Here is a 22,610-nt window from a genome sequence, read left to right as displayed (position 1 = left end):
TATCTCGCAAGGGTCGTGACGGCACCGTGACCGGCTCCGCGGCTCTAGAATCGGGGGCACCATGCTCATCGGTTCCACGACCCTGCCCACCCTGGAGACGTCCCGCCTGCGTCTGCGTTGGTTGACGGAGGCGGACATCCCCGCGCTCTACGAGCTCTTCTCCCACCCCGAGGTGACGCGCTACTGGAGCTGGGCCGCGTACACCGAGCGAGCGCAGGCGGAGAAGCTGCTGCGGAACATCCACCGGCTCTTCGCCGAGCGTTCGCTCTTCAATTGGGGAATCGCCCGGCGCGAGGACGACCGGGTGGTGGGCACCTGCACCCTGTCGGACCTCAACGCGCAGAACCAGCGCGCGTCGCTCGGCTACGCGGTGAACCGCGCGCACTGGGGCCAGGGCTACGGGCGCGAGGCGGTGAGCCGGGTGGTGGAGTTTGGTTTCACCTCGCTCGAACTGCACCGGCTGGAGGCGGACGTAGATCCGCGCAACACCAGCTCCATTCAGGTGCTCGCGCGTCTGGGTTTCAAGCGCGAGGGGTATCAGCGCGAGCGCTACCTCCTCAACGGCGAGAGACAGGACGCGGTGCTGTACGGGCTGCTGCGGCCGGAGTGGCAACCGGCGCCGGCGCGCTGAATTCGAGGCTCCGTGGGCCCTCGGAGTCTACACAGCCCCACCAGGACCCGCAGGTACTGAATTGACCGAAGGATGTAGCCATGCGTTTCCGAGCGTGCATCGCACTGCTGCTCTACGTCTCAGCCTGCGCTACGTCCGCGCCGAGCCCCCGAGAGTCAGCGGCCCGAGACCCGAGGCTCGCCAACCTCCAGCGAGCGGCGACGCTGCCCTGGATGGACGGGGGGCGGTGCGCGGTCCAAGAGGCTTCCGAGCCCTGGCCCGTGCTGGCGGAGCGGTGCTATCAGGCCCTCGACCATGACCGGCTCGAGTTTCACGACCTCACGGGAAGATGCGCGATTGCCTCTGCGGGTGCCGCGGCCATGGGGCTCGGAGTCTGCGTGCTGGCGGCACCCGAGCTCGTCGTGGGAGCAGTCGTTGTGGCGGGCGTTGTAGTGGTGGGCTTCGCCATCAAAGAGGCCCTGGATGCATATGAGCTGAGTAGGAGGGGCCGCCCCGAGGTAAGGCCCGTGCCTGAAACGCGGCCCGCGCCAGAAGTGAAGCCCGTGCCAGAAGTGAAGCCCGTGCCTGAAACGAATCCCGCTCCGCAGAAACCCTCGCCGAAAAAAAGGCCCAAGCCGGAGCCAAGAGGGCCGGATTTCCCTCCTCTGGAGCCACCCGAAGTCACGGAGCGAGATCGCCCCAGGTGCGAACCCATCCCGAAACCGCACGCGGGCAAGGATGACGCGCATAACGAGTGCGCCGATCAGTTTCCGCCTAACCGTTATCCCGGAATGGATGTGCTCGTGGGCGGCGTGAGCTTCGATGCACTGCAAGTCGGCGTGCGTGTGCTGTGGGAAATCAAGACCCATCGATTTGACACATACCCTGATTTTATCCAAAAGCGGGAGGTTGAGAAGGAACTCAAGCAATTGCGCAAGCAGCACGACGCCGCAGCGGCATGTGGATATGGCTTCGTCGTTGGGGTTAGCACCGAAGAACACAAAGAAGCGCTGGAGTTCCAGGCGCCCGAACTCAAGATCGTCGTAACGGGGTGCAAACGATGACTAAGCGAAAGAAACTCGGCATTATCGTTTATATGCCTGCACTGGTGGGCAACGACCGACGCACGCTCGCTATTGTCCAGGGGATGGAACGGGCGCTCCCCGGTTTGCGCATGGAGTGGGAGGTTTCCGAAGATGGGCGCCTCAACGCATTGCCGCAGCGCGATACATGGCTCATCGAGGGGACCAAGGACGGGGCATTCCCTCTTGTGTGCAACGGCGATGAGAGCTTCCCCGTGACTGTTTATGGGTTACAAACATCCGCCCGCCACTCCCCGGGTGGTCAGCCGCTGCTCGATGTCCACGCAGAGCTGCCGCTGGATGCCGTTGGCCGCGCAGCGGCGGCGGATGTGCTTGAAGCCATGGCAGAGGGCGCGCGTGCGCTGTGGGGGCATGCGACACCGTTCCGCGCGGGGGTGGAGATCGCACGGCAAACAATCGATCCGGTACATAAGCCAGGGATTCCTCCCCGGGGGCTGCCCGCCCTCAAGCTCCCAGCGAAAATCCGCTCGCCTGAGATTCCGGCTCGCCTCGGGTGGCTGAACTACTGGTCGGATGCTGCCGCACGGGCCATCGGCTTTCCGGACCCCGCCCGCGACGCGGACTTGCTCTCGCGCTCACGGCGCACGGCGTCGGGGGGGTGGGTTGTGCAGCTCACCGATGCACCGCTCGACCTGGACAACCCCGCCCACCTGGACGCGCTCAAACGGGCCTACGAGCGCTTCCCAGAGATTGGCGGGCGCTCCACCCCTTGAGGCTCGGCACGACTCGCAGTGGCCGTGCTCAGGGTTCCTTCTTCTCGTTGTCGGAAGAAGGAACCTCTTGGGGGCTCACTTCGCAGGGAAGATGGGGTTGGGCTCGAATCAGGGAAAGGACTCGGGTACTGCTCTCGCCGTGAGGCCGTGCGCAAGCCCCAGGAGGGCGGAGCCTCCTGGGGCAGCACGTGCGAAGAGCCCGTGGGCGTCTTACTTCGACGAGTCGGATGCGCTCTGGTCCATCAGCGCGTCACCCAGGCTGGACTGGCTTCCTACCACGTTGATGATCATGCGGCCGTTGTAGTGGGGCGTGGGCGCGTTGTCCGCACCGGAGGTGCTGAAGGTATCGCCGGTCGCGTCGTTGCTGTTCTCCGGGTCGGCGAAGTACTGATTGAGCGTCCCGTTGGAACACCCGAAGACAAAGCCCATTGCAACGCCCGTTGAAATCGCGAAGAACCAGTCCCCTCTACCCATCTCCTTCACATGATCGCGGATATTGAGCCCTCGCTTCATCTGTTGTAGGAAGCCCCCAGTATTGGGCGGCCTGTTGTTGTTGTCGCCTTTGAGGTACTCGTTATAGCTATCCAGCGATCCGCCGAGGGCTCCAGCCGCGGCGCCCGTGCCGAGGGAGATGAGCATGGTCTGCGTCCAGTAGACCTCCTCGCCCCTGGCCACCTGGATTCCATTGATCACCGCCTGTGTGACCACATCCGCCGCGGCGCCAGCGACTACCTCGACACCGATGCCGAGGGCCCTCTTGGTCTTCTCGCTAGTCTTCTTGGTCCTCTTGTCCAAAGCCTTGTCCAAAGCCTTGTTCATCGCCTTGCCCGCGGCGCCCCCCAGCACTCCGGCGAAGACGCTGGAGAGGAGGCCGCCGAGCCCCGCCAGGAACACCTGTCCTACATCGACCCAGCCCTGGGTGGAGGCCTGATGGACGGCCTCCATGGTCATGGCGACGACCGCCCCCATGACCGCCCCGATGATGAGCGAAATGATGAAGCTGTGCCCGGACGGGTCGACATTGCGGATGGGGTTGTTTCCCGCGAAGGCATAGCGGTTGAAGGCATCCACCTGCAGGAAGCTGGCGCCCATGAGGCTGTCGGCCGAGATGAAGCGGCCAATACTGGCGTCGTAGTACCGGGCATTGAAGTAGTAGAGGCCGCTCTCCGCATCCAGCTCCTGGCCGCCGAACTTGAGGCGGTGGATGTTACTTCCCGCGCTGCTCGCCAGGTCGAGCTCGCCGAAAGGCTTGTAGACAGCCCGCGAGAGGACCTTGCCCTGGTAATCGCTGACGAGCTGGGTGCTGCTGGAATGATCCTTGTGGAAGAAGTGGGTGCCCACCACCGGATAGCCCGCACTCTTGCCGCCCGGGGTCCGGCTCTTGCCTGGCGCGTCCAGGGCGAGCGCGTCCCTCAAGGGCATGAGGCTGGTGAGGAACACCACCAGCATGACGGGCACACCGTGCCGAGCCCAGGCCGCGCGGAGAGGAGGAGCGGACGCCCCCGCCTGCTCACGCCGCTGGCGCGCCAAGCCCACCGCCATGACACCGAGGGCCAGGAGCAGGAGGGCGCCGGGCATCCTCTCGGGGTGTACGCCGAAGTGCTCCTTGAGGGAGGTGAGCGAGCCCAGGATGGAGCCGGACGAGGCGAACGTGGCCGGATTCAGCAACACCTCGTCCGCCACGTGGGTGATGGAAGCGACCGGCCCGGTCAGCCCGTTGAGGTACTTGGTGTGCTGCGGCGGAGCACTGGCCGAGCCGCCGAACACCGTCACCTCGTAATCCTGCCACACGTACCAGGTGGTCGTGCCGGCCAGGACGTCTGTCTTCTGTGTGCGCCGGCCCGTGTAGTCATACGCGAAGGTATTGACCAGGGTGCCGTTCTTCCACACCTCTATCAACCGGTTGCTCCCATCATACGTGTAGCTCCACGAGGTGGAGGTCTTGTCCACCTTCGTCAGCATGTTGCCACTGGCGTCGTAGGTGGCGGAGAAGGCGGAGGCTCCGTCCTTCTGGCCGCTGGTGACGCGGTGGCCCGTGCCCATGGTGAAGGTGGCGCCGTCCTTGGTGAGGAGGTTGCCTCCCGGGCTATAGCTGAAGGTGAGGCTGCCGTAGGTTCCCGGGGCCGTGGCGGATTCGAGCCTCCCGGCCCTCGTGTAGGTGAACGTCCGGCTGTTGTTGTGGAACGGGTGGGGGTCGTAGGTGCCATCCGCGCCCGTCCGGAGATCATTGATCTGCGTCACATCGCCCAGCCAATCCCAAACATACTGCTCGTCCAGCAGCTTGGGCGACGACGTGGAGGAGGGGTCACCATAGGCCAGGGTATGCCTTTGGAGCGTTCCCCGGGCCGCCTCGTAGGTGAGCGCGGACTTCAGGCCGTTGCCGTACTCGATCGTCTCCGGCTCACCGCGTGCCGTGTAGGACCTGTACGCCGTGTAGTTGGCCGATGCACCCCGCACTCCCCGGATGGCGTCCTCGAGCGCCAGCACGGACATGTTGCTGGCGGCATCGTACGAGGTGAGCGCGCGAGCGTTGTCGGGGAAGATCTGCTCGGTCCTCCTGCCGCGAGGATCATAGCCATAGCGGAAGACGAAGGGGGAGGGCTGGTCCTTGAGCCGCACCTCGAGCAGGCTCACCTGGCCGTAGAGGTCATAGCCGAAGCGGTACTCCGACTCGACCACGTCCTGCGTGCGGGTAATCACCTTATAGACATTGCCCGCGAGGGAGGTGTAGGCCGTCTCGCCGGGAGCCGTATCGTATTGGTACTCAACGGTGGTGGTCTGAGCCACGCCCGCCTTCGTCCAGGTCACGGTCTTGCGCTGGATGCGGCTGAGCAAGTCATAGGCATAGCTGGTGACGTTGCCGCGGGCGTCGGTCTCGGAGCTCAAGAGCCCGTTGCTGTACTGGAAGGACGTGGTCCCCGTGTCAAGGTTGCTCACCTGCCGCTTCAGGCCCAGGGAGGTGTAGGACGTGTCATGGGTGACTCCGTCCGGATCAACCACCCGGGTGGGCCGGGAGAGGGGATCGTACTCAAACCGAGTCACCCCGCTGCCGCCGTCCGTCTTGCTGACGACCTTGAGGCGGCTGTTGAGCGAGTAGGAGGTGGTGCGGGCGCTGGGCGTCCCGTAGGCCTCGGTGCGGGTGAACGACTTGCCGTCGGAGCCCGCGGTGAGGGTGGTGATGATGCCGACGGAGTCGATGGTCACCGGCAGGCCCTGCGCATCGTAGGTGATGCTAATCCCAGGCAGGGAGCTGCCCGTCTCGGTGGACCAATGAGGGAAGGTGCGCCTGGACACCCAGCCCTGGGGGGTGTAGCTCGTGTCCTCGACGATGACACGGTTGTCCGGGCCGGGAGACTCCTTCTTGTAGACGCGGCCGAGCCCATCCGAGTACTCCTTCACCCAGGACCAGGGGCTCTTGGTGCTGCCGTAGTCTTCGTTCCAGTCCGTCCGCAAGGACGTGGTCTTCACCTGGCCCTGGGCCGTGTTGGCGAACTCGATGCGCAGCAGCTCCACGCTTTGGCTGGGATTGTCGGGCCGGGGCCCCTTTCCGGAGGTCACCCGCCCGAAGCCATCCAGCACATAGGTGAGGGTGTGGCCGTTGGGATCGGTTTGACTGGTCAGCTCGCCGAAGCGCACATCATAGGTGAACCGGGTGATGAGCTCGGGCTGAGAGCCATTGGCGACGTGCCGCTCCCTTACGTAGGTGTTGCTGTCATCGTACACCAGCGTGGCGACGCTGCCCGTGGGGTCGGTGCTGGAGACGGGGTTTCCGAAGTTGTTGTAGGTGAACGTGTTGGCGAGCCACGTGCTGTTCTGATCATCGTAGCGCTCCTGCCGGGAGACGTTGCCCTTCGTGTCACGGACGAGCTTCTCCCAGGTCAGGTCCTTCGCGGCATCCCAAGCGCTCAAGGAGCTACCATCCGCCTTGGACTGCTTGGTGGCGGTGATGAGGCCGATGCGCCAGGCGGTCTCGTCATTGCTGTACTGGCTGAGGGAGTAGCGCCGCTCGGCCGCCACGTTGACATCACCGTAGTCCACGAGCTTCGTGATGTTGCCGTAGCCGTCGTACGTGTACTCCTCCCGGGTCGTATACTTGAGCGCCCCCTGGACGTAGTGCTCGTGGTCCTGTCTCTGGAGCAGCACCTGCCGGACGTTCAAGTAGGGACGGGAGCCGGAGGCGGAATCGGCGAAGTAGGTGTACCGGGTGGCCTCCAGGACCGTATTGCCCTGCAGCTTGGTGATGGACTTCGCCTGCCCGCCGAGGAACGTGTCCTGATTGTACTCGGTGGTCTGCTTGACGTTGCTCGCGGTATCGGTCTTGTGGACCTTGGCGAAGCCACGCGTCTCCGAGCCGTCGCGGCGGCTCCGGAGCGCCTCATAGGTGTAGGTCTGCTGGACGGAGTTGCCGTTTGCATCCGCGAAGGAGAATGACGCGACGACGGGGCGCGTGGGCTGCTCATCCACCTCGGGGTACACCGCGCCACTGCCCTTCGTGTAGACGCTCGAATCCGTCAGGGGCTTGTACGTGATGGTGGTCGTCTTCTTCAGCCCGTCGGAGATGGAGGTCAGGAGATCTGGACGGGGGCCCTTGGCGAGGTACATCCAGTAATAGGTGGAGCCGTCGGGGGAGCCCTTCCTCGTGGCCATGAAGTCATCCACTCCGTCCCCGTTGAAGTCCCCCACGGTGAGGGTGACGCCGGGGTCCGACCTCAGCCTGGCCTGGTATTCGCTGCCGGCGGGTGTACGAATGTCGAAGGTGCCGTCGCCCCTGGAGTAGTAGATATTGAAGCTGGTGGCTTCATCATCATCGGCCCCGCCCTTCTCCTGCCGGATGAAGTCCTCCAGGCCGTCCCCGTTGAAGTCCCCGGGGATGATGTTGGCGCCCGGGTCGAATCTCAGCCACGCTTGATACTCGGCGCCCGCTGGGAAGTGGAAGTCGAACTGACCGTCGCCCCGGGAGAAGAAGACGGCGAAGCTTTCCTTCTCATCATTGTCCCAACCGTTCTTCTCCTGCCGGATGAAGTCTTGCAGGCCATCACCATTGAAGTCGCCGCGGATGATGTTGACACCACCCCCATCATTCAGCCTGCCACTGTCACTGCTGGTCGAATCTCTAACGACTCTGTCGAAGTAACCGTCACGCCTGGAGAAGTAGACGCTGAAGGTATTGTCATCATCATCGTCCCAACCGTCCCGCTCCTGCCGGAGGAAGTCGGTGGCGCCGTCACCATTGTAATCCCCTGGATAGATGTTGGCGCCTGGAGGATACTTCAGGTCTTTCTGATAGATTTCACCCGAAGGGAGGGCCTTGTCGAAGTAACCGTCGCGTCTGGAGAAGTAGACGCTGAAGGTGTTGTCATCATTGCTTTGAGTCCAACTGCCCGTCTCCTGCCGGATGAAGTCGGTGACGCCGTCGCCATTGTAGTCACCCGGGTGGAGAATCGCGCCCGGGTCGGCCTTCAGGTCGTACTGATACATGCCTCCCGACGGGATGACGCGATTGAAGTAGCCGTCGCGCCTGGAGAAGAGGACATCGAAGCTGTGGGCGTCGTCATCGTCATAGCTCGCCCTCTCCTGCCGGAGGAAGTCGGAGACGCCGTCGCCGTTGTAGTCCCCGGGGATGATGTTGACGCCCGGGTCGTACCCCATCTCGCTCTGATAGAAGCTTTCGTTCGGTGTGACGAAGTTGAACTGGCCATTCCCCATGGAGAAGAGGACATTGAAGGTGTTGACGTTGTCGTTGTCCCAATCACTCTTCTCCTGCCGGATGAGGTCGGTCTTACCATCGCCGTTGTAGTCTCCGGGGATGAGATTGACGTAGTCCGTGAGCAGGCCCGCCGGCAGTGCCCCTGACGTCACGATGTTGAAGGACCCGTCGGCCGTGAAGTCGCTATAGGCGAACGTCGTGGCGGGCATGCATGCGCCGGCGCCGTCGCACTCCTGGACACTGGTCAGCCGGCTGCGCCGGGTCGCACTGCCGTACCCATAGGCGAGCTTGTAGGTCCTGACCCGGGTCGTGCCCACGTGCGTCTGGATTTCCTTGAGCCGCTTGGTCAGATTGACCCGATACCCGGCATGGTAGGTTCTGATGTCGTCGTCGCGCTCCTCATAGACGAACGTGACGTTGTTCCTCGCGGCGAAGCCGCCATTGGCCGCGTAGAGGATGCTCGCGAGGCGGTACTCTCCGTTCGCATTGTCCTCGGTGTAGCTGAACGTCATGGAGTTGCCGTTGGGATCGACCACCTTGTTCAAGGCCCACACGCGGACGTGCGAGCCGCCCGGGACTTCAATCCTGGAGTCCGCCGTGTTGCCGTACTCCAACATCGTGCCGTCCTTCTTGTAGACGGTGAAATACTGCGGGCCGCTGCCGGCGGTCCCTTGCGAGGTGACCTTGCTCCAGGACTCGAGCGCCGAGTGATAGACGGTGCCCGGCTTTCCGTAGGCGTCGTTCTGCGCCGTCACCGAGGAGAGCACCGTACCGCTGCCGTTCTTCACCGCGATGAGCCGCTTCCCGTCCAGGAGGAAGCGATCGCGTGAGCTGCCGTCACCATCGGAGGAATAGGACACCCGCCCCTCATAGGCCCTGAGCTCGGTCCCATCGTAGAAGGGCGAAGGCCCGCTGCGCGTGATGGCCGAGAGCCCCTGCAGCGACCAACCGGTGCCCAGCAGGCCGTTCTCGCCGGAGCTCGAATAGGAGAGCGCGAGCTTGGGCTGCATGCCATGAGGGCCAGGGGGGACCTCGAGCTCAATCCGGGCCGTGGCGTTGCCATCCGGATCCACATCGAAGTTGGCGGGGGTCGCGCCAGGCGCGCTCTGGGCGAGGGCCGCGCCTGGTGGGTAGAGGAGCCAGAGGGAGAGGACTGCAACGAACATGGCTCTGAAGAGCCGGAGCGTTGTCATAGAGGGGTCTGTTCTTTCATCACGGCCGCCCTGGTCGAGGGCGATGCCGTTGCCAGAAAGGCGTGCCACGGTACGGCGGCGGCTCGTGTCCCGTCCAGAAACGGTGTGGGCTCAGATGCAAGGCATGGGCTGATACAGGTGTGCTACAGGAGCAATCCTGCATTCCTGGTAACGATGGAGCTCATGTGACACCGGCCGACCTGCGCTCCCGTGTTCGTCTATGTCATAATTTTCCTGGGGAGCGATGCCTTTGAGAGCACCGCCACGAGGGGCGGGGGTGGCAGGCATTGAAACGGGTATGGGCCGCGAGAGTGTCAAGCCAGGGCATTTGGAACTGTCTGGCGAAGGACAATGGTTCCAGAGACCAGCGCGCGTTTCTCGGCTACGCGGTGAACCGCGCGAATGGGGCCAGGGTTACGGGCGCGAGGCGGTGGGCCGTGTGGTGGAGTTTGGTTTCACCTCGCTCGAATTACACAGGCTGGAGGCGGACGTGGATCCGCGCAACAGCAGCTCCATTCAGGTGCTCGAGCGTCTGGGTTTCCAGCGCGAGGGGTATCAGCGCGAGCGCTACCTCCTCAACGGCGAGAGACAGGACGCGGTGCTATACGGGCTCTTGCGGCCGGAGTGGCGACTGGCGCCGGCGCGCTGAGCTCAAGGCCCTCGGTGTCAGGGCTGAAGCCCGCGGGTTCAGGAATGGCCGCGCTGGGATTCTCGCCACCGGGTGGGGGGCATACCCTCCCAGACGTGAAACGCGCGCGTGAACGAGTTCAGCTCCTCGAAGCCCAGCAGGAATGCGATCTCGCCCGTGTCGAGATCCGTGCTTGCCAGGAGGCGACGCGAGGTGTCGCGGCGAACGTCGTCGAGCAGGCTCTGGTAGGAGGTCCCGAGCTCCTTGAGGCGCCGCTGCAGGGTGCGCGAGCTCATGTGCACTTCCCGGGCGATCCTCTCGAGGCCGAGGCTCTCTCCTCGCATGCTGCGGCCGAGAACCTCCCGCACATCGTCGGCCAGTGAGCGCGGTGTCATGCTCTGGCTCAATGCGGCTTCCAGCCCCGGCAGCATCACCGCGAGCAGATCCGCGTTGTGCGTGACGAAGGGGCGGGCGAGCGCCGTCTCCTCGAAGACGAGGAGGTCGAGCGGTGCGTCGAAGCGCACCTCGCACCCGAAGTGGCGCCGGAGCATCGCCTCGTCGGAGCGGCGCCTCACCAGTTCGACGCGCCGCGGGACGAGCGAGCTTCCGGTGCCCCGGCGTGCCAGGGCGAGGAGGGAAGCGAAGGAGGCATCGACGAGCATGAGGGGGAGCGCCTCTTCGACGTTCTCCCAGTGGAAGCTGATTCTCGCCTCCCCGCCCGTCGTCTCCACCCGGACGGTCTTCTCGGTGCAGAGACGCTTGTAGCGCGCGAACTTCTTCAGCGCCTCGCCCAGGCTGGGAGAGTGGAGCGCCGCGAGCGATGCGACATCCAACTGATGCGGCAGCGCCTCGGCGCCCACGCGCAATCCGAGGTCTCGACTTCCGCCGACTTCCTCCAGGGCCCGCCAGAAGGCGAAGAACTCGGGGATCGTGAGCCGTGCCTTCGACGGTTGGAACCGGGAAGGCAGGACTCCGGCATGTCGCAGCAGGCGCGGCACGTCGACGCCCAGTGCGGCGAGACGGTCGAGCAGCACGCTCGACAGGGTGACGAGAGCGGCGGGCAACTCAGCTCCTCTTGGACATGAGCATCTTCGCGATGGGTGTCTCGGCGAAGTCTACCAGTCCCTCGAAGTCGGTGGACACGCTGAGCGCCCTCCACTTCGCGTCTTCCTCCGCACGCGCGGCGGCGACGGCGCCAGCGACGAACACGGCGTCGGAGCCCATCAGGAGACGGAGCGGCGGCTGCTTTTCCGACGCCACCTGGAGGATGGCCTGGGCGACCTTCCTGGGATCGCCCCGCACGATGTCGGTGTTCTCGCGGTGGCGCTGCGCGAACGCGCCGACGGTCGGCTGGTAGTCGCTCCGGATGTCATCGATCCGCATCGAGGAGCCCGCCCAGTCGGTGGCCATGCCACCGGGCTCGACGACGGTCACGCGGATGCCGAGGGGGCCGACCTCCTTCGCCAGGACCTCGGAGAACCCGCCGACGGCCCACTTCGCGGACTGGTACGCCCCCAGGCCCGGGGTGGTGACACGCCCACCGATGGAGGAGATCTGGATGATGTGGCCGTCGCGCTGCGCTCGCAGCACGGGCAGCGCCGCGCGCGTCACGTTCACGACGCCGAAGAAGTTCGTCTCGAACTGCGTGCGGAAGTCGTCCTCCGCCACGTCCTCGATGGAGTTGACGTTCGCGTACCCGGCGTTGTTGACGACGACATCGAGGCGGCCGAATGCGGAGGTCGCCTCGGCCACGGCCGCGCGCGCGGCGGCAGGATCCTTCACGTCGAGCGCGACGGCCCGCACCCGATCGCCGTACTGGGTGACGAGCTCGTGGAGTTCCTCGGGCTTGCGCGCCGTGGCCACGAGGCGGTGGCCGGCGGCGAGTACGGCCTTCGCGAGTTCGCGGCCGAGGCCGCGTGAGCTTCCAGTGATGAGCCAGACCTTCGACATGGGAACCTTCCTGGGTGGAGTGGAACGACGGTCCCATCGATAACGAAGCGGTCTGGACGGGGCGAATCCGATCGCGCCAAAGAATCATCCAATCGCGCCACGGAGCGCACGCGTGGCCTCGCTCGCCCCCTTGGATGGGCCGGGGGGAGCGGGCCGGGCGAATCGTCTGAGTCAGCTGACGCGCAGGAGCACCATGCGGCGTCCCCACTGCCACAGCCAGAAGAGGCCCCCCACCACCAGGGCTGTCTGGGCCGAGGACACGATCAGGAAAGCCAACTGCGGCAGAAGCAGTGCCGCGAGCGAGTTCCGGTCATGGATGAGACAGAGCGTGAACGCGGCCGCGATCCATCCAGGGAAATGGACCGCAGTGGACCAGAGATTCATGGGCGCAGCCACCTCGTCCGTGTAGATGCGCGCCCGGTCCATGAGGGAGGCGCCATCCTCCGCGAGCAACTCGGACGACACAATCCACAGGTGGATGAGCACGTTCACGACGACCGCGAGCATGGTCACGCGCCAGGCGAGCCAGGGACGACGATCGGAATTTGCAGGGCTGTTCATGATGGGGAGCGCGCTGGCAGGTCGGCCCGCGCGCGTTCACCTTTCTCCCAAGAGACACCTGCAAACTACGCACACGCCTCGACCACCGGCAGGAACAAGGGCATGCCTCATCGATAACCCGCAGTCATCGACCTGGGACAGCGCTCCAACGCAGCCGCTGTTGCAACGACTGTGCTACGAGACCGGCGCTCCGGCAGGGCTTGAACCCGGACCGGTAGTATCGGATACCGCTGCCCGGCCTCGAGACGAGAAAACCGCGCTGAGGGAGGAAACTGCATGCCAACCGCCATTCAAGAAGTGCTCCTGAAGACCATCACGGGCGATGACGCCAGGCTCGGCGATTACGCCGGCAAGGTCCTGCTGGTGGTCAATGTGGCCTCCAAGTGCGGACTGACACCGCAGTATGAAGCCCTGGAGAAGCTCCATGTCGGACGCCGCGACCGGGGCCTGGTGGTGCTGGGCTTCCCGGCCAACGATTTCGCCGGCCAGGAACCGGGGACGAACGAGGAGATCCAGGATTTTTGCCGGTCCAATTTCGGCGTGGACTTCCCGATGTTTTCGAAGATCACGGTGACCGGAGCGGACATCCATCCGCTGTACCGCGAGCTCACCCAGCAGTTCCCCAAGGCGGCCTCGCGGGCTGGTGAGAACTTCCGCGAGCGGCTGCGGGGCTATGGCATGATGCCGAACCCCGAGCCCGGTGTGCTGTGGAACTTCGAGAAGTTCCTGATCGGCAAGAACGGCGAGGTGGTCGCGCGCTTCGCGCCGGACGTGCCGCCGGACGATCCCATGGTGCTCTCCGCCATCGATAAGGCGCTCGCCGCCTGACAAAGAAAACGAGGAGGCACAATGAATCGCATTCCCTCTCAACTCCTGTGTGGCCTGCTGATGCTCCTGCCGCCCATGGCGGCATCCGCCGAGACTACGGCATGGGCTCTCATCGGTGGCGGAGGTGCGACTCAGGAAGAGGCCCAGCGATGGATCGACCAGAAGAAGGCAAGCGTGGGCCTTCACGACATGTTTCACTTCGCCAAGGACTTTCCCAGGGTGGTGAAGAGTGAGGAATACCCAGGGCTGAAGCCTGGCTTCTTCATTGCCTTGCTCGCCATCTGCTCCGCGCATGACAAGGACGTGCTCCTTCCCTTGATGAAGACCGTGGACGCTGGCGTCTATGCACGAGAGGTGAAGGTGTCCGATGGGAACATGAGCTGTCCCGAGGAGGCCGCTCCCGTGGCGGAGCTCGTGGTGGCTCCAGGGTCGACGATCCGGGCCTACAAGTTCAGGGCGCCCTTCGTGGGGTTGGACCTGGAGCATGCCCGGGTCGTTCTGGAAGACGCGTCAGGCAAGGTCGTGGATGCGTGGACTCCACCGAAGGGCGCGCTCGACCTGGGAGAGGAGAGCCCGCTCGAGCAGTTCAGCAAGACAACCCTCGCCACCGGCTGTGGCTACGAGTTCAAACCCGCCGCTGGCAAGCTCCTCATCGAGCAGGACTGCATGTACGGCCACCATGCCGCGGGTGTGGCGGATCGGCAGTCCGCGTCCTATGAAGCGACCACTCGCGACGGCAAGCTCGTGGTCACCCGGGTGAGCAAGAGCAAGAAGACACACCACGAGTGGGAGTAGTTCAACGCGGGCTCATTGGCTCGACGCGGGCTGTAGGAACAGCAGGTAGTGTTCCGGGAGGCCGTCGTACTCGGAGACGACGGCGTAGCCCGCAGCCTGGGCGGCGGCGACGAGCGGCGGACGCATGGCCCGGAGGTGCGTCACCGCGATGCGGCCATTCGGGGTGAGTGCGGCACGCAGTTTCTTCAGGAAGGCCGCACGATCCGGGAAGAAGTGGTCCACCTCGGAGAGAAGGATCAGGTCGTACGCGCCGGGTTCGAGGCCTGGCTCGTCCGGCGCCACCTTCCGCACCACGACGTTCTTCCTGTCGGACATGCGTGCGCGAAGCCTTTTGAGGGCTTCGTCGTCGATGTCGGTCGCGACCACCTGTCCCGTTGGACCGACAGCATCCGAGAGCCGCGGCGTGAAGTAACCCAGACCGGCTCCGACATCGGCAATCCGCTGTCCCGGGGCAATCCCCAGCGCGGCGATGACCTTGGCGGGCTGACGGGCCTGGTCATACGAGGGTTGCACGCCCTCGACCCCTCCAACGCCATGGAGCTCGGAGGGTTGTTCCGAGGCGGGCGCCTTCGTCGACGCCGGGGCGGGCTCGCGAGGCTTCTCCTCTCCGTGTTCGGAGCGGCATGCGCCTGTCATGGCTGTCGCCATCAGGAGCAACAGCCCACGGCCTAGGATCCGCTTCTTCATCCACTGCCTCCGGGTTGGGTTCAGGAACACCGCCCGGAGGCTACGAAATGTTGGTTTGTGTCTTCAAACCTATGGGCCCGGAGGGGGCTGCGGAGCCTGCTCCGGCGATGGCTGCTGAGTCTGGTCCGGTGATGGCTGCGTGCCCGAGCCGCCCGTCTCTCCGCCCTGCTGCTGTTGCTCACCGGCGCCGCCGACACCGCGCTCGATGACGATCTCCACCCGGCGGTTGTTCGCGCGGCCCTCGGGGCTCTTGTTGGAGGCGATGGGTTCCGCCTCGCCCCGCCCTTCGGTGCGGATGCGCGAGCTGTCCACGCCCCGCTCGACCAGGTAGTCCCGGACGGACTCGGCGCGCTTGTAGGAGAGCTCCTCGTTGACCTCCGCGGGGCCCTTGCTGTCGGTGTGGCCTTCGATGACGAGCGGGCTCTGGGTCTTCTTGAGCGCATCGGCGACCTCATCGAGCCGCCGCCGGGCCGTCGGCAACAGGTCCGAGCTGCCCGAGCGGAACAGCACGCTGCCCGACAGCGTGAGCACGAGTCCTCGCGGCTCCTCCTTCACCTTCACCTGGCGGATGTTGCGCAACGCATCGGCCACCTCGGCCTGGGCGCGTGCCTCCGCCTGCGCCTCGGCGGCGCGCTTCTCGGCGTCGAGGCGTGCCTGGCGCTCCTGCTCGAGCTGGGCGTTGAGTTGATCCATCTTCGCCTGGGCCTCGGAGAGCTGGGCCTGCCGTGCCTCCTCCTCGCGCCGGGCCTGGTCCGCCTGCTGCGCCGCCGCCTGTTGCTGCGCCGCTTCCTGCTGCTGTTGCGAGAGCTGGGCCTGGCGTTGTTCCGCCTCCGCGCGCAGGCGCTGGGCCTCGGAGAGCTCGGCGCGAGCCTTCTCCAGCTCCTGCCGCGTGCGCTCGGCTTCGGACGCCTGGGACATGGCGAGCTGCTGCTCGGCCTGCTGCCGCTCCTGCTGGGCGACGCTGGCTCCGGCGAGAGCTTCGGCGATCTGCGCCTTGCGCAGCGCCACGTACGCCAGCGTGCGCGTGCGTTCCGAGTCCCGTTCGTGTTCGAAGGAGCGGTTGGCCTGGTTGAGTGCGTCGCGCGCCGCGGCGAGCGCGTCCGGGCTGTATTGGGCCGCGGGCCCCGAGGAGGCCCGTTGATAGGCGTAGCGCGCATCCAACAGCTCGCGCGGCGTGGTACTGGCGCAGCCGGCGACAACGGCGGCACCGAGCACTCCCCATGTCAGATGCTTCCATCCCCGCATGACCTTCTCCTCCGGCAATCGAGTCCTCGACGCGCCGTCCATGTGTGGCGGCTACTGCACCGTGTTCTGCTGGAGTTGCTGCACCTGCTGGCGCACCCGCTCGGCCTCGGCCCGGGCCGGCGCCTCACGTGCGAGCGCCAGCGCCAGCTCCGCATCCGCCTCGGCGCGCTTCAGGTAGAGCGCCGCCTTGTCGCGCTCGTTCTGCTCGAGCAGTCGGCGGGCCTCGTGTGTCTGCTCCTTGGCCCATTGCAGGTGTTGCGCTGCTTCCGGCACCTGCGCGGCACCGGCCTCCTCCGCCTGACGGATGGTGACCTCCGAGTTCACCAATTGCTCGGTCGGCACCTTCTGTGTTCCAGCACAGCCGGCCAATCCCAGCAGCAACCCCGCGCCCACGATTGCTCTTCGCATCGTCTGTCGCTCCCTCGGACGTGCCGCGGGCGGGCCCTGGACCCGCCGCCCCCATGCAGCCGTCGACGTCTCCGAGATGTGCACTGAGAAACAGGGCTACAAGCATAGGTGCCGGCTGCCTGCTCATGCTCCAAGGGAGTTCATCCACGCACACCGTGCAGGAGCGGCTGTGGCCTTCTTGCCCTCTCACGCCTCAAACAGACTGTTGACCGCACGACAGGTGACGTGACAGGGTACCCGCCCGTTTGAGAGCGCTGGCGGTGGCTGCACAGCACCGATCCGACCCAGGAGGTAGGCCCGTGAAGGTCTCGATGTTCCACCTGTGTCCGTACCGGGAGCTCCCCGCGGACTTCGAGAAGCGTTACCCCTCCTCGGTGGTGGATCCGCCCTTCCTCGAGGTGGCGACCCCGGAGCAGGCCGGGCGCTTCTACAACGAGACGCTCGACGAGCTCATCCACGCGGCGCGGATGGGGTTCGACGGCATCTGCGTCAACGAGCACCACCAGAACGTCTATGGCTACATGGCCAGTCCCAACCTGATGGCGAGCGTGTTGGCGCGCGCCACCCAGGACTTGGAGACGGCCATCGTGGTGCTCGGCGCGACGCTGGTGAACTCGAGCCCGCCCATCCGCATCGCGGAGGAGTACGCGATGTTGGATTGCATCAGCGGGGGGCGCCTGGTGGCGGGCCTGCCGCTGGGCAGCTCGGCGGACTCCAACCTCTGCTACGGGCTGACGCCCATCGAGCAGCGCGAGGCCTTCCGGGAAGCGCATGATCTGCTGCGCAAGGCCTGGTCCTCGCGCGAGGGCTTCGCCTGGAATGGCAAATACACGCAGCTGCCCCTGGTGAACCTCTGGCCGAGGCCCATCCAGCAGCCGCCGCCCATCTGGGTGCCGGGGGCGGGCAGCCAGAGCACGTGGGACTTCGTGGCCCGCCACGACTACAGCTACTCGTACCTGAGCTACTTCGGGCACCAGTTCGGCAAGTCGGTGATGGATGGGTTCTGGGAGTTCATGGAGCAACGCGGGCTGGAGCCGAACCCGTACCGCGCGGGCTTCCTGCAACTGGTCGTCGTCTCGGAGACGGATGCCCAGGCGGAGAAGGACTACGAGCAGCACCTGCGCTACTTCTATGACAAGTGTCTGCACTTCGCGCCCCACTGGTACGCGATGCCGGGCTACATGGACTACCCGTCGCTGGTGCGCGCGGTGCGCTCGCAGGGGGCCATCGGCGACAAGCCGTGGAGGGATTGGAAGTTCCGCGACTTCGTGGACAACCGGTTCGTGATTGGCGGCGGCCCGGAGTCGGTGCGGCAGCAGCTGGAGGAAGCGGTCAAGAGCCTGCGGGTGGGCAACCTCATGGTGCTCCTGCAGATTGGCTCCATGCCGCACGAGCTGACGCTCAAGAACATCAACCTCTTCGCCCAGGAAGTGCTCCCCCACGTGCGCGGCCTCTGGGACGACCAATGGGAGAACCACTGGTGGCCGGAGAGGCTTGGCGGCAAGCGCAAGGAGGTGACTCCGTGATGGCGCCCAAGGATCTCGTCCTGACCCTCTGGCGCGGCCAGGTGGAGACGCACGTGAAGGTCGCGGGCAACGGTCCGCCCCTGGTCTACTTCCACGGCGCCGAGGGCCTGAAGTGGGACGGCTGGCTGAGCCGGCTCGCGGAGCGCCACACGGTGTACGCGCCCGAGCACCCGGGCACCTCGCCCGGCCTGCCCAATACCATCGAGGCCATCGACAGCCTGTGGGAGCTCGTCCTCTTCTACGACGAGCTGTTCGAGGCGCTGGGGCTGGAGCGGCCCGCGGTCATGGGCCACTCCTTCGGGGGCATGGTGGCCGCGGAGATCGCCGCCACCCGGCCGGAACGGGTGGGGAAGCTCGTCCTCGTCAGCCCCGTGGGGCTGTGGCGCGAGGATGTTCCGGTGTTCAACTGGATGATCTCCAGCCGTGAGCAGCTCTTCCAGGCGAGCTTCCACGACCCTCGGAGCGAGAAGGCGCAGCGGGCCTTCGCCTTCCCCACGGACCCCGGACCCCTCCAGGACGCCATCATCCAGCAGACCTGGAGCCTGGCCTGCACCGGCAAGTTCACCTGGCCCATTCCAGACAAGGGGCTCAAGCGGCGGATCCACCGCATCAAGGCGCCCACGCTGCTCGTCTGGGGCAGGAGCGATCGCGTGGTGCCGGTGGTCTACGCGGAGGAGTTCCGCAAGCACCTTCCCCAGGCGCAGGTGCGCCTCTTCGAGCACTCCGGGCACCTGCCCTACATCGAGGAGGAGGAAGGTGTCACGGCGGCCATCGAGGAGTTCCTCCGCTAGGGAGGATGCACCGTGTAGTGCTGGGCGAGCGTCTCGTCCTGGCAGTGCTTGCCCCGCACCACCACCTCGTACTCGCCCGCGGGCGTGCCCACGGGCAGCAGCGCCTCGTAGGTGTCTCGCACGGGTGAGTAGGAGCCCCGCTCCAGGGCCCGGCCTCCGATGAGCACGTCGAGCACGCTCGACAGGTGCTCGCCGCGCAGCACTACCAGGCCCTCGGATTGCGTCTCCACCGCGGTGACCTTCGGCGCGGGCTGGCGCTCGTCGCACAGGAAGAAGGGGAGCTCCCACCAGCTCTGCCCGCCCCGGGTGTCCCGCACCACCGTCCAGAGCGTGCCTCTGCGGTCCTCGGGGAATGGCTGCTGCGAGGTGGCATCCGGCGGCCGGAACTCCAGCGGCGTCCCCGAGCGCAGCGCCACCCGCCCTGGCTCGAACCGGCCGGACGTCGAGTACCACGCGGAGATGAGCTGCTCCGTCTTCGTCTCCACCGTGCCGTTCGGAGCCACCTGGGTATACGTCTCGAGTGACTCATCCGGGACCGTCAGCTCCAGCGAGGTGGGCTTGTTGCTCGCCAGCCGCAGCGTGGCTCCCGGTGCCAGGGCCTCGCCGTTGGCGCGCAGCTCGCCCAGCACCGGGTTCGTATTCGGCTGCGCGTCCTCGCTCACGCGGAGGCGGAAGAGCGTGATGACGCTCGGAATCTGGCGGTTGCGCACCTTCTCGAAGACGGCCTCCATCTCCTCGCGCGGCCCCAGCGGATTCACGTCCGCTCCAATGGCGAACAGCACCACCTGGCCCACCGTCCCGTCCTTGCGGCGCGGGTCGCTGCTCGCGAGCTGCCCGAAGAGGTCCGCCCGCACCGAGTACGCCGCGTGATCATCGAAGCCGATGATGCTCATCCCGGGCGGGAGCTGGGGTGCCGAGCCGTCGGCCACCGGAATGAGCTGCGTGGGATCTCCCAGGAAGGCCGTGTCCGAGCACGGGCTGCGTCCCTGGTACGGGTCCGGCTCGCAGCCGAGCCACAGCAGGGTGTTCTTCTGGCCCGGCCGCGTCGGGTCCTCCACCAGCGCGGCGAGGGCCGCGGTCTGTCCCGGTGCCAGCTCGGCCGGGCTCGCGCGCAGGCCCAGCACGCGCAGTCCCGCCACCTCCGTCTCCGGCTTGAATTCGTCGTCACAGGCGCTCAGGAAGACGAGCCCCAGGAGGACCCTCAGGGTACGCCGCTGCATCAGAACTCTCCCCGTACGCCGATGGCCGGGATGATGGGCAGGCCGTAGAGGAACCGCTCCTGCGTGTAGTCGAAGTTGTTCAACGTGCCCTCCACGTTCTGGCGGTTGGTGACGTTCTGCACGTCCGCGTAGATGGCCAGCATCCAGTTGTCGTAGACGAACCGCTTGTCCACCCGCACATCCGCCTGGAAGAAGGCGGGCAGCCGGCGGCTGAAGGGCTTGGACGAGAGCGGGAAGTAGTAGTTGGCGTTGGCGTCGTAGATGGCGCCTTCGATGGGCGTGTTCAGCGGGCCGCTCGAGTAGCGCAGCCGCACACCCGCGATGAAGTCATACGGCAGCTTGTAGCTGGCCACCACCACCAGGTTGTGCGGTTGGTCCAACGGCCCCCGCCGCATCTTCTTGGTGAGCGTGTCGAGGTAGTCCGTGCGCGACAGCGAATAGGAGATCCACCCGAAGAAGTTCTTCGTGAGCTGGTGGCGCAGCAGCAGCTCCACGCCGTAGCTGCGGCCCTTGCCGAAGCTCTCGTAGTTGGGCACCTGCGTGTCCGGGCTCGCGTTCGAGTCCGCGGGCACCGGCTCCGCCAGGTCGAAGAGGTTCTTGTAATAGACCTGCATGTCCAGGCTGAGCGCGTCGGTGAACTGATGCTCCGCGCCCACCGCGTAGTGCTGGGCGCCCTCGGGCAGCAGGTTGGGGTTGCCGAAGGTGGGCGACAGCAGGCCCAGCCGGTAGTCCGGGGGCTGGTGGTAGAGGCCCGCCGCCGCCTTGAGCGTGGTGTGCTCGGTCACCTGCCAGAAGGCCGCCAGGCGCGGGTCCACCCACGCGCGCCGCAGCGTGGACTCGTAGTCCGCGCGCAGGCCCGGCACGACCTTGAGTCCTGGCAGGGGCTGCCAGACCGCCTCCAGGTACGCGCCGGGCTCCCAGGGCACGCGCGCCGCGTCCTCGCGCAGCAGTTGCCTGGACACGAAGGGGTCCGGAATCTGGTTCAGCTTGAAGGGCGGAGGCGCCTGCACCTCCTGGGTGAAGGGGACGACGAGCACGTCCACGCCCGCGTTCACCTGCAGCTTCTGCTCGGGCAGCTCCAGCGAGTACCCGTGGCGCAGCGACAGGGGGAACTGCGTGGAGCGCACGAAGATGTCCGCGCCGGCCCCGAGGTCATTCCGGTCCACGCCCAGGCTCGCCCGGGTGAGCATGGTGAGGTTCTGGCTGAGTGGCTTGTCCCAGCGGAAGGCGAGCCGGTGGTAGGCCTGCAGCGTGTCGATGTTGCTGCGCCCCTCGGAGTCGAAGGTGGGGTTGGAGAGGACGAGCGAGAGCTGGTCATCGCTGCCGAAGAGGGTGAGCGAGAGCCGCTCGCGGCTGCCCTTGGGGCGGCGCTCCAGCTTGAGCTGGTAGTCGAAGTAGCGCGGGGCCACGGTGAAGTTGAGCGCGTTGCCCTCGGGGACGAAGGTGTGCAGGGCCCAGGGCAGCACCGCATCCACGTAGCTGCGCCGCCCGGCGGCCGCGAAGGACCAGTCGCTGCCCAGGGGGGCCTCCACCATCAACGAGGTGTCGATGACATTGATGTCCACGTATCCGTGGATGCCCTCTTTCGAGGGAGTGCGCGTGGCGGCGCGCACCATGCCGCCGATGCTGCGCCCGTGCTCCGCGCCGAAGTTGCCCGGCTGGAAGGAGATGTCCTCCAGCAGGTTGGAGTTGAACGTGGCGTACAGCCCGCCGAAGTGGAAGAGCAGGGGGACGAACTCCTCGTCCACGTACACGCGCGTGTCCCACGGCTTGCCGCCGCGCACCACCAGCAGGCCGAAGCCGAAGGGCGAGCGCGCCACGCCCGGCAGGTTCTGCACCACCTTCAGCGCATCACCCTGGGTGCCCGGGACCAGCCGCACTTCCTCCTGGCGCAGCGAGACCTGGGCCACCTCCTTGCGCTCGGCCTTGCCGCGCACCACCGTCTCCATGGCGCCGTACTGCTTGCGCCGCACGTGGTACGTCACCTCCGTGCGTTGGCCCTCGGTGATGGTCTCCGTCACCTCGTAGCGGGTGTAGTCCTGGGCCGTCACCACCACCGGCCAGGTGCCCGCGGGGACGCCCTTCAGCTCGAAGTGCCCGTCCGCGCCGGACACCGCCTCGCGCGTTTCGCCCCCGGCGTCCACCACCACCGTGGCCCCAGCCAGCGGGTTGCGCGTGCCCCGCTCCAGCAGCAGGCCGGAGAAGTTCACCACCTCTCCCGTTGGCGCGGGCGGTGCCTCCACCACCTGCGGCCGGTAGAGGAACTCGTAGGCGTATTGGATGCGCACGGGCGCGGGCTGGCCGTCCACCTCCGCCGGGGAGAACTGGAACTGATGCACCGCCTCCAGCGCGGCCTCGTCGAAGCCGTGTCCGGCGGATTGCACCACCCGCGCGTCCAGCACCTTCCCGTCCGCGCCGATGTCCACCTCCATCACCACCGTGCCAGCCAGCCCCTGGGCCTGGGCCTCCGGTGGGAAGCGTGCCTCCACCTGCCGCAGGAGGGTGGGCGGCTTCGTGAGGACGCCGGAGGACGTGCCCGCATCGGGAGCGTCCTGGGCTCCAGCGGGCACGGCGAGGAGCAGGACGAGGAACAGGACGACGGCACGTTGCGGCATGGCGTGACCCAGACATAGCGCACCGGGGGG

At 66.2% G+C, this 22,610-nt stretch carries 17 protein-coding genes; 8 read left to right on the top strand and 9 right to left on the bottom strand.

The features are described from left to right. Positions 1 to 61: 61 nt before the first annotated feature. The 3 genes from DAT35_RS24375 to DAT35_RS24365 all read left to right on the top strand — a co-directional run bounded on the left by DAT35_RS24375 (position 62) and on the right by DAT35_RS24365 (position 2,426). Positions 62 to 631 carry a GNAT family N-acetyltransferase gene (locus DAT35_RS24375; RefSeq protein ID WP_108069533.1) on the top strand — a complete coding sequence of 190 codons (570 nt, stop codon included), beginning with the start codon at positions 62 to 64 and terminating at the stop codon, positions 629 to 631. 80 nt (positions 632 to 711) lie between these two features. Further along, positions 712 to 1,674 carry a DUF6310 domain-containing protein gene (locus DAT35_RS24370; RefSeq protein ID WP_108069532.1) on the top strand — a complete coding sequence of 321 codons (963 nt, stop codon included), beginning with the start codon at positions 712 to 714 and terminating at the stop codon, positions 1,672 to 1,674. Then, positions 1,671 to 2,426 carry a DUF5953 family protein gene (locus DAT35_RS24365; protein WP_108069531.1) on the top strand — a complete coding sequence of 252 codons (756 nt, stop codon included), beginning with the start codon at positions 1,671 to 1,673 and terminating at the stop codon, positions 2,424 to 2,426. Before DAT35_RS24370 ends, DAT35_RS24365 begins: the two co-directional genes overlap by 4 nt. 210 nt (positions 2,427 to 2,636) lie before the next feature. Here the strand turns inward: DAT35_RS24365 and DAT35_RS24360 are convergent, their stop codons facing one another. Further along, positions 2,637 to 9,299 carry an RHS repeat-associated core domain-containing protein gene (locus tag DAT35_RS24360; RefSeq protein WP_158501855.1) on the bottom strand — a complete coding sequence of 2,221 codons (6,663 nt, stop codon included), beginning with the start codon at positions 9,297 to 9,299 and terminating at the stop codon, positions 2,637 to 2,639. Positions 9,300 to 9,570: 271 nt separating this feature from the next. Between DAT35_RS24360 and DAT35_RS24355 the strand changes: the two genes are divergently transcribed. Next, entirely contained in the window at positions 9,571 to 9,975 is a 405-nt protein-coding gene (locus tag DAT35_RS24355) for a GNAT family N-acetyltransferase (protein WP_108069529.1), read from the top strand. Positions 9,976 to 10,013: 38 nt separating this feature from the next. Here DAT35_RS24355 and DAT35_RS24350 read toward each other — a convergent pair whose 3' ends face one another. The 3 genes from DAT35_RS24350 to DAT35_RS24340 form a co-directional block, all read right to left on the bottom strand. Continuing rightward, positions 10,014 to 11,018: an AraC family transcriptional regulator gene (locus DAT35_RS24350; RefSeq protein ID WP_108069528.1), complete on the bottom strand. Its 1,005-nt coding sequence runs from the start codon at positions 11,016 to 11,018 to the stop codon at positions 10,014 to 10,016. Position 11,019: 1 nt separating this feature from the next. Next, positions 11,020 to 11,904, bottom strand: a complete 885-nt coding sequence (locus DAT35_RS24345; RefSeq protein ID WP_108069527.1) for an oxidoreductase — start codon at positions 11,902 to 11,904, stop codon at positions 11,020 to 11,022. A 171-nt stretch (positions 11,905 to 12,075) separates the two neighbouring features. Next, a complete protein-coding gene (locus DAT35_RS24340; RefSeq protein ID WP_158501853.1) occupies positions 12,076 to 12,411 on the bottom strand; it encodes a hypothetical protein in 336 nt (111 codons plus the stop codon). Between the two features lie 330 nt (positions 12,412 to 12,741). Here DAT35_RS24340 and DAT35_RS24335 point away from each other — a divergent pair, with 330 nt between their 5' ends. Together DAT35_RS24335 and DAT35_RS24330 are read left to right on the top strand one after the other, a co-directional pair. Beyond that, positions 12,742 to 13,293, top strand: coding sequence for a glutathione peroxidase (locus tag DAT35_RS24335; protein WP_108069525.1), 552 nt, complete (start codon positions 12,742 to 12,744; stop codon positions 13,291 to 13,293). A gap of 21 nt (positions 13,294 to 13,314) precedes the next feature. Continuing rightward, positions 13,315 to 14,088 carry a hypothetical protein gene (locus DAT35_RS24330; RefSeq protein WP_108069524.1) on the top strand — a complete coding sequence of 258 codons (774 nt, stop codon included), beginning with the start codon at positions 13,315 to 13,317 and terminating at the stop codon, positions 14,086 to 14,088. Positions 14,089 to 14,100: 12 nt separating this feature from the next. On the opposite strand, the gene DAT35_RS24325 is transcribed toward DAT35_RS24330, so the two are convergent. The 3 genes from DAT35_RS24325 to DAT35_RS24315 all read right to left on the bottom strand — a co-directional run bounded on the left by DAT35_RS24325 (position 14,101) and on the right by DAT35_RS24315 (position 16,428). Further along, positions 14,101 to 14,775, bottom strand: coding sequence for a class I SAM-dependent methyltransferase (locus DAT35_RS24325; protein ID WP_108069523.1), 675 nt, complete (start codon positions 14,773 to 14,775; stop codon positions 14,101 to 14,103). Positions 14,776 to 14,844: 69 nt separating this feature from the next. Further along, positions 14,845 to 16,020, bottom strand: coding sequence for an OmpA family protein (locus tag DAT35_RS24320; protein ID WP_108069738.1), 1,176 nt, complete (start codon positions 16,018 to 16,020; stop codon positions 14,845 to 14,847). A 51-nt stretch (positions 16,021 to 16,071) separates the two neighbouring features. Further along, positions 16,072 to 16,428: a DUF4398 domain-containing protein gene (locus DAT35_RS24315; RefSeq protein WP_108069522.1), complete on the bottom strand. Its 357-nt coding sequence runs from the start codon at positions 16,426 to 16,428 to the stop codon at positions 16,072 to 16,074. 299 nt (positions 16,429 to 16,727) lie between these two features. On the opposite strand from DAT35_RS24315, the gene DAT35_RS24310 reads away from it, so the two are divergent. Continuing rightward, positions 16,728 to 17,954 (top strand): LLM class flavin-dependent oxidoreductase, encoded by a 1,227-nt coding sequence (locus DAT35_RS24310; RefSeq protein ID WP_108069521.1) that lies wholly within the window; start codon positions 16,728 to 16,730, stop codon positions 17,952 to 17,954. After that, on the top strand, positions 17,954 to 18,745 hold the full coding sequence (locus tag DAT35_RS24305) for an alpha/beta fold hydrolase (RefSeq protein ID WP_233261698.1): 792 nt from the start codon (positions 17,954 to 17,956) through the stop codon (positions 18,743 to 18,745). Before DAT35_RS24310 ends, DAT35_RS24305 begins: the two co-directional genes overlap by 1 nt. On the opposite strand, the gene DAT35_RS24300 is transcribed toward DAT35_RS24305, so the two are convergent. Both DAT35_RS24300 and DAT35_RS24295 read right to left on the bottom strand, forming a co-directional pair. After that, positions 18,742 to 19,965 (bottom strand): hypothetical protein, encoded by a 1,224-nt coding sequence (locus DAT35_RS24300; protein ID WP_108069519.1) that lies wholly within the window; start codon positions 19,963 to 19,965, stop codon positions 18,742 to 18,744. The genes DAT35_RS24305 and DAT35_RS24300 overlap by 4 nt on opposite strands. Then, the gene (locus tag DAT35_RS24295; RefSeq protein WP_108069518.1) at positions 19,965 to 22,580 is read right to left on the bottom strand and encodes a TonB-dependent receptor domain-containing protein; all 2,616 of its coding nucleotides are present in this window, start codon (positions 22,578 to 22,580) and stop codon (positions 19,965 to 19,967) included. Before DAT35_RS24295 ends, DAT35_RS24300 begins: the two co-directional genes overlap by 1 nt. Positions 22,581 to 22,610 lie beyond the last annotated feature (30 nt).

The sequence above is a fragment of the Vitiosangium sp. GDMCC 1.1324 genome (genome assembly GCF_003044305.1).
GTDB lineage: Bacteria > Myxococcota > Myxococcia > Myxococcales > Myxococcaceae > Archangium.
Note: the sequence above shows the minus strand (reverse complement) of the source record. Positions and strands in the feature narration are given on the sequence as shown.

Bases quoted from the DNA above. Each gene is read 5' to 3' on its own strand.
- DAT35_RS24315 (WP_108069522.1), bottom strand. From the start codon at position 16,428: ATGCGAAGAGCAATCGTGGGCGCGGGGTTGCTGCTGGGATTGGCCGGC.
- DAT35_RS24335 (WP_108069525.1), top strand. From the start codon at position 12,742: ATGCCAACCGCCATTCAAGAAGTGCTCCTGAAGACCATCACGGGCGAT.
- DAT35_RS24305 (WP_233261698.1), top strand. From the start codon at position 17,954: ATGGCGCCCAAGGATCTCGTCCTGACCCTCTGGCGCGGCCAGGTGGAG.
- DAT35_RS24295 (WP_108069518.1), bottom strand. From the start codon at position 22,580: ATGCCGCAACGTGCCGTCGTCCTGTTCCTCGTCCTGCTCCTCGCCGTG.
- DAT35_RS24370 (WP_108069532.1), top strand. From the start codon at position 712: ATGCGTTTCCGAGCGTGCATCGCACTGCTGCTCTACGTCTCAGCCTGC.
- DAT35_RS24355 (WP_108069529.1), top strand. From the start codon at position 9,571: ATGCCTTTGAGAGCACCGCCACGAGGGGCGGGGGTGGCAGGCATTGAA.
- DAT35_RS24365 (WP_108069531.1), top strand. From the start codon at position 1,671: ATGACTAAGCGAAAGAAACTCGGCATTATCGTTTATATGCCTGCACTG.
- DAT35_RS24345 (WP_108069527.1), bottom strand. From the start codon at position 11,904: ATGTCGAAGGTCTGGCTCATCACTGGAAGCTCACGCGGCCTCGGCCGC.
- DAT35_RS24300 (WP_108069519.1), bottom strand. From the start codon at position 19,965: ATGCAGCGGCGTACCCTGAGGGTCCTCCTGGGGCTCGTCTTCCTGAGC.
- DAT35_RS24320 (WP_108069738.1), bottom strand. From the start codon at position 16,020: ATGCGGGGATGGAAGCATCTGACATGGGGAGTGCTCGGTGCCGCCGTT.
- DAT35_RS24375 (WP_108069533.1), top strand. From the start codon at position 62: ATGCTCATCGGTTCCACGACCCTGCCCACCCTGGAGACGTCCCGCCTG.
- DAT35_RS24340 (WP_158501853.1), bottom strand. From the start codon at position 12,411: ATGCTCGCGGTCGTCGTGAACGTGCTCATCCACCTGTGGATTGTGTCG.
- DAT35_RS24325 (WP_108069523.1), bottom strand. From the start codon at position 14,775: ATGAAGAAGCGGATCCTAGGCCGTGGGCTGTTGCTCCTGATGGCGACA.
- DAT35_RS24330 (WP_108069524.1), top strand. From the start codon at position 13,315: ATGAATCGCATTCCCTCTCAACTCCTGTGTGGCCTGCTGATGCTCCTG.
- DAT35_RS24360 (WP_158501855.1), bottom strand. From the start codon at position 9,299: ATGTTCGTTGCAGTCCTCTCCCTCTGGCTCCTCTACCCACCAGGCGCG.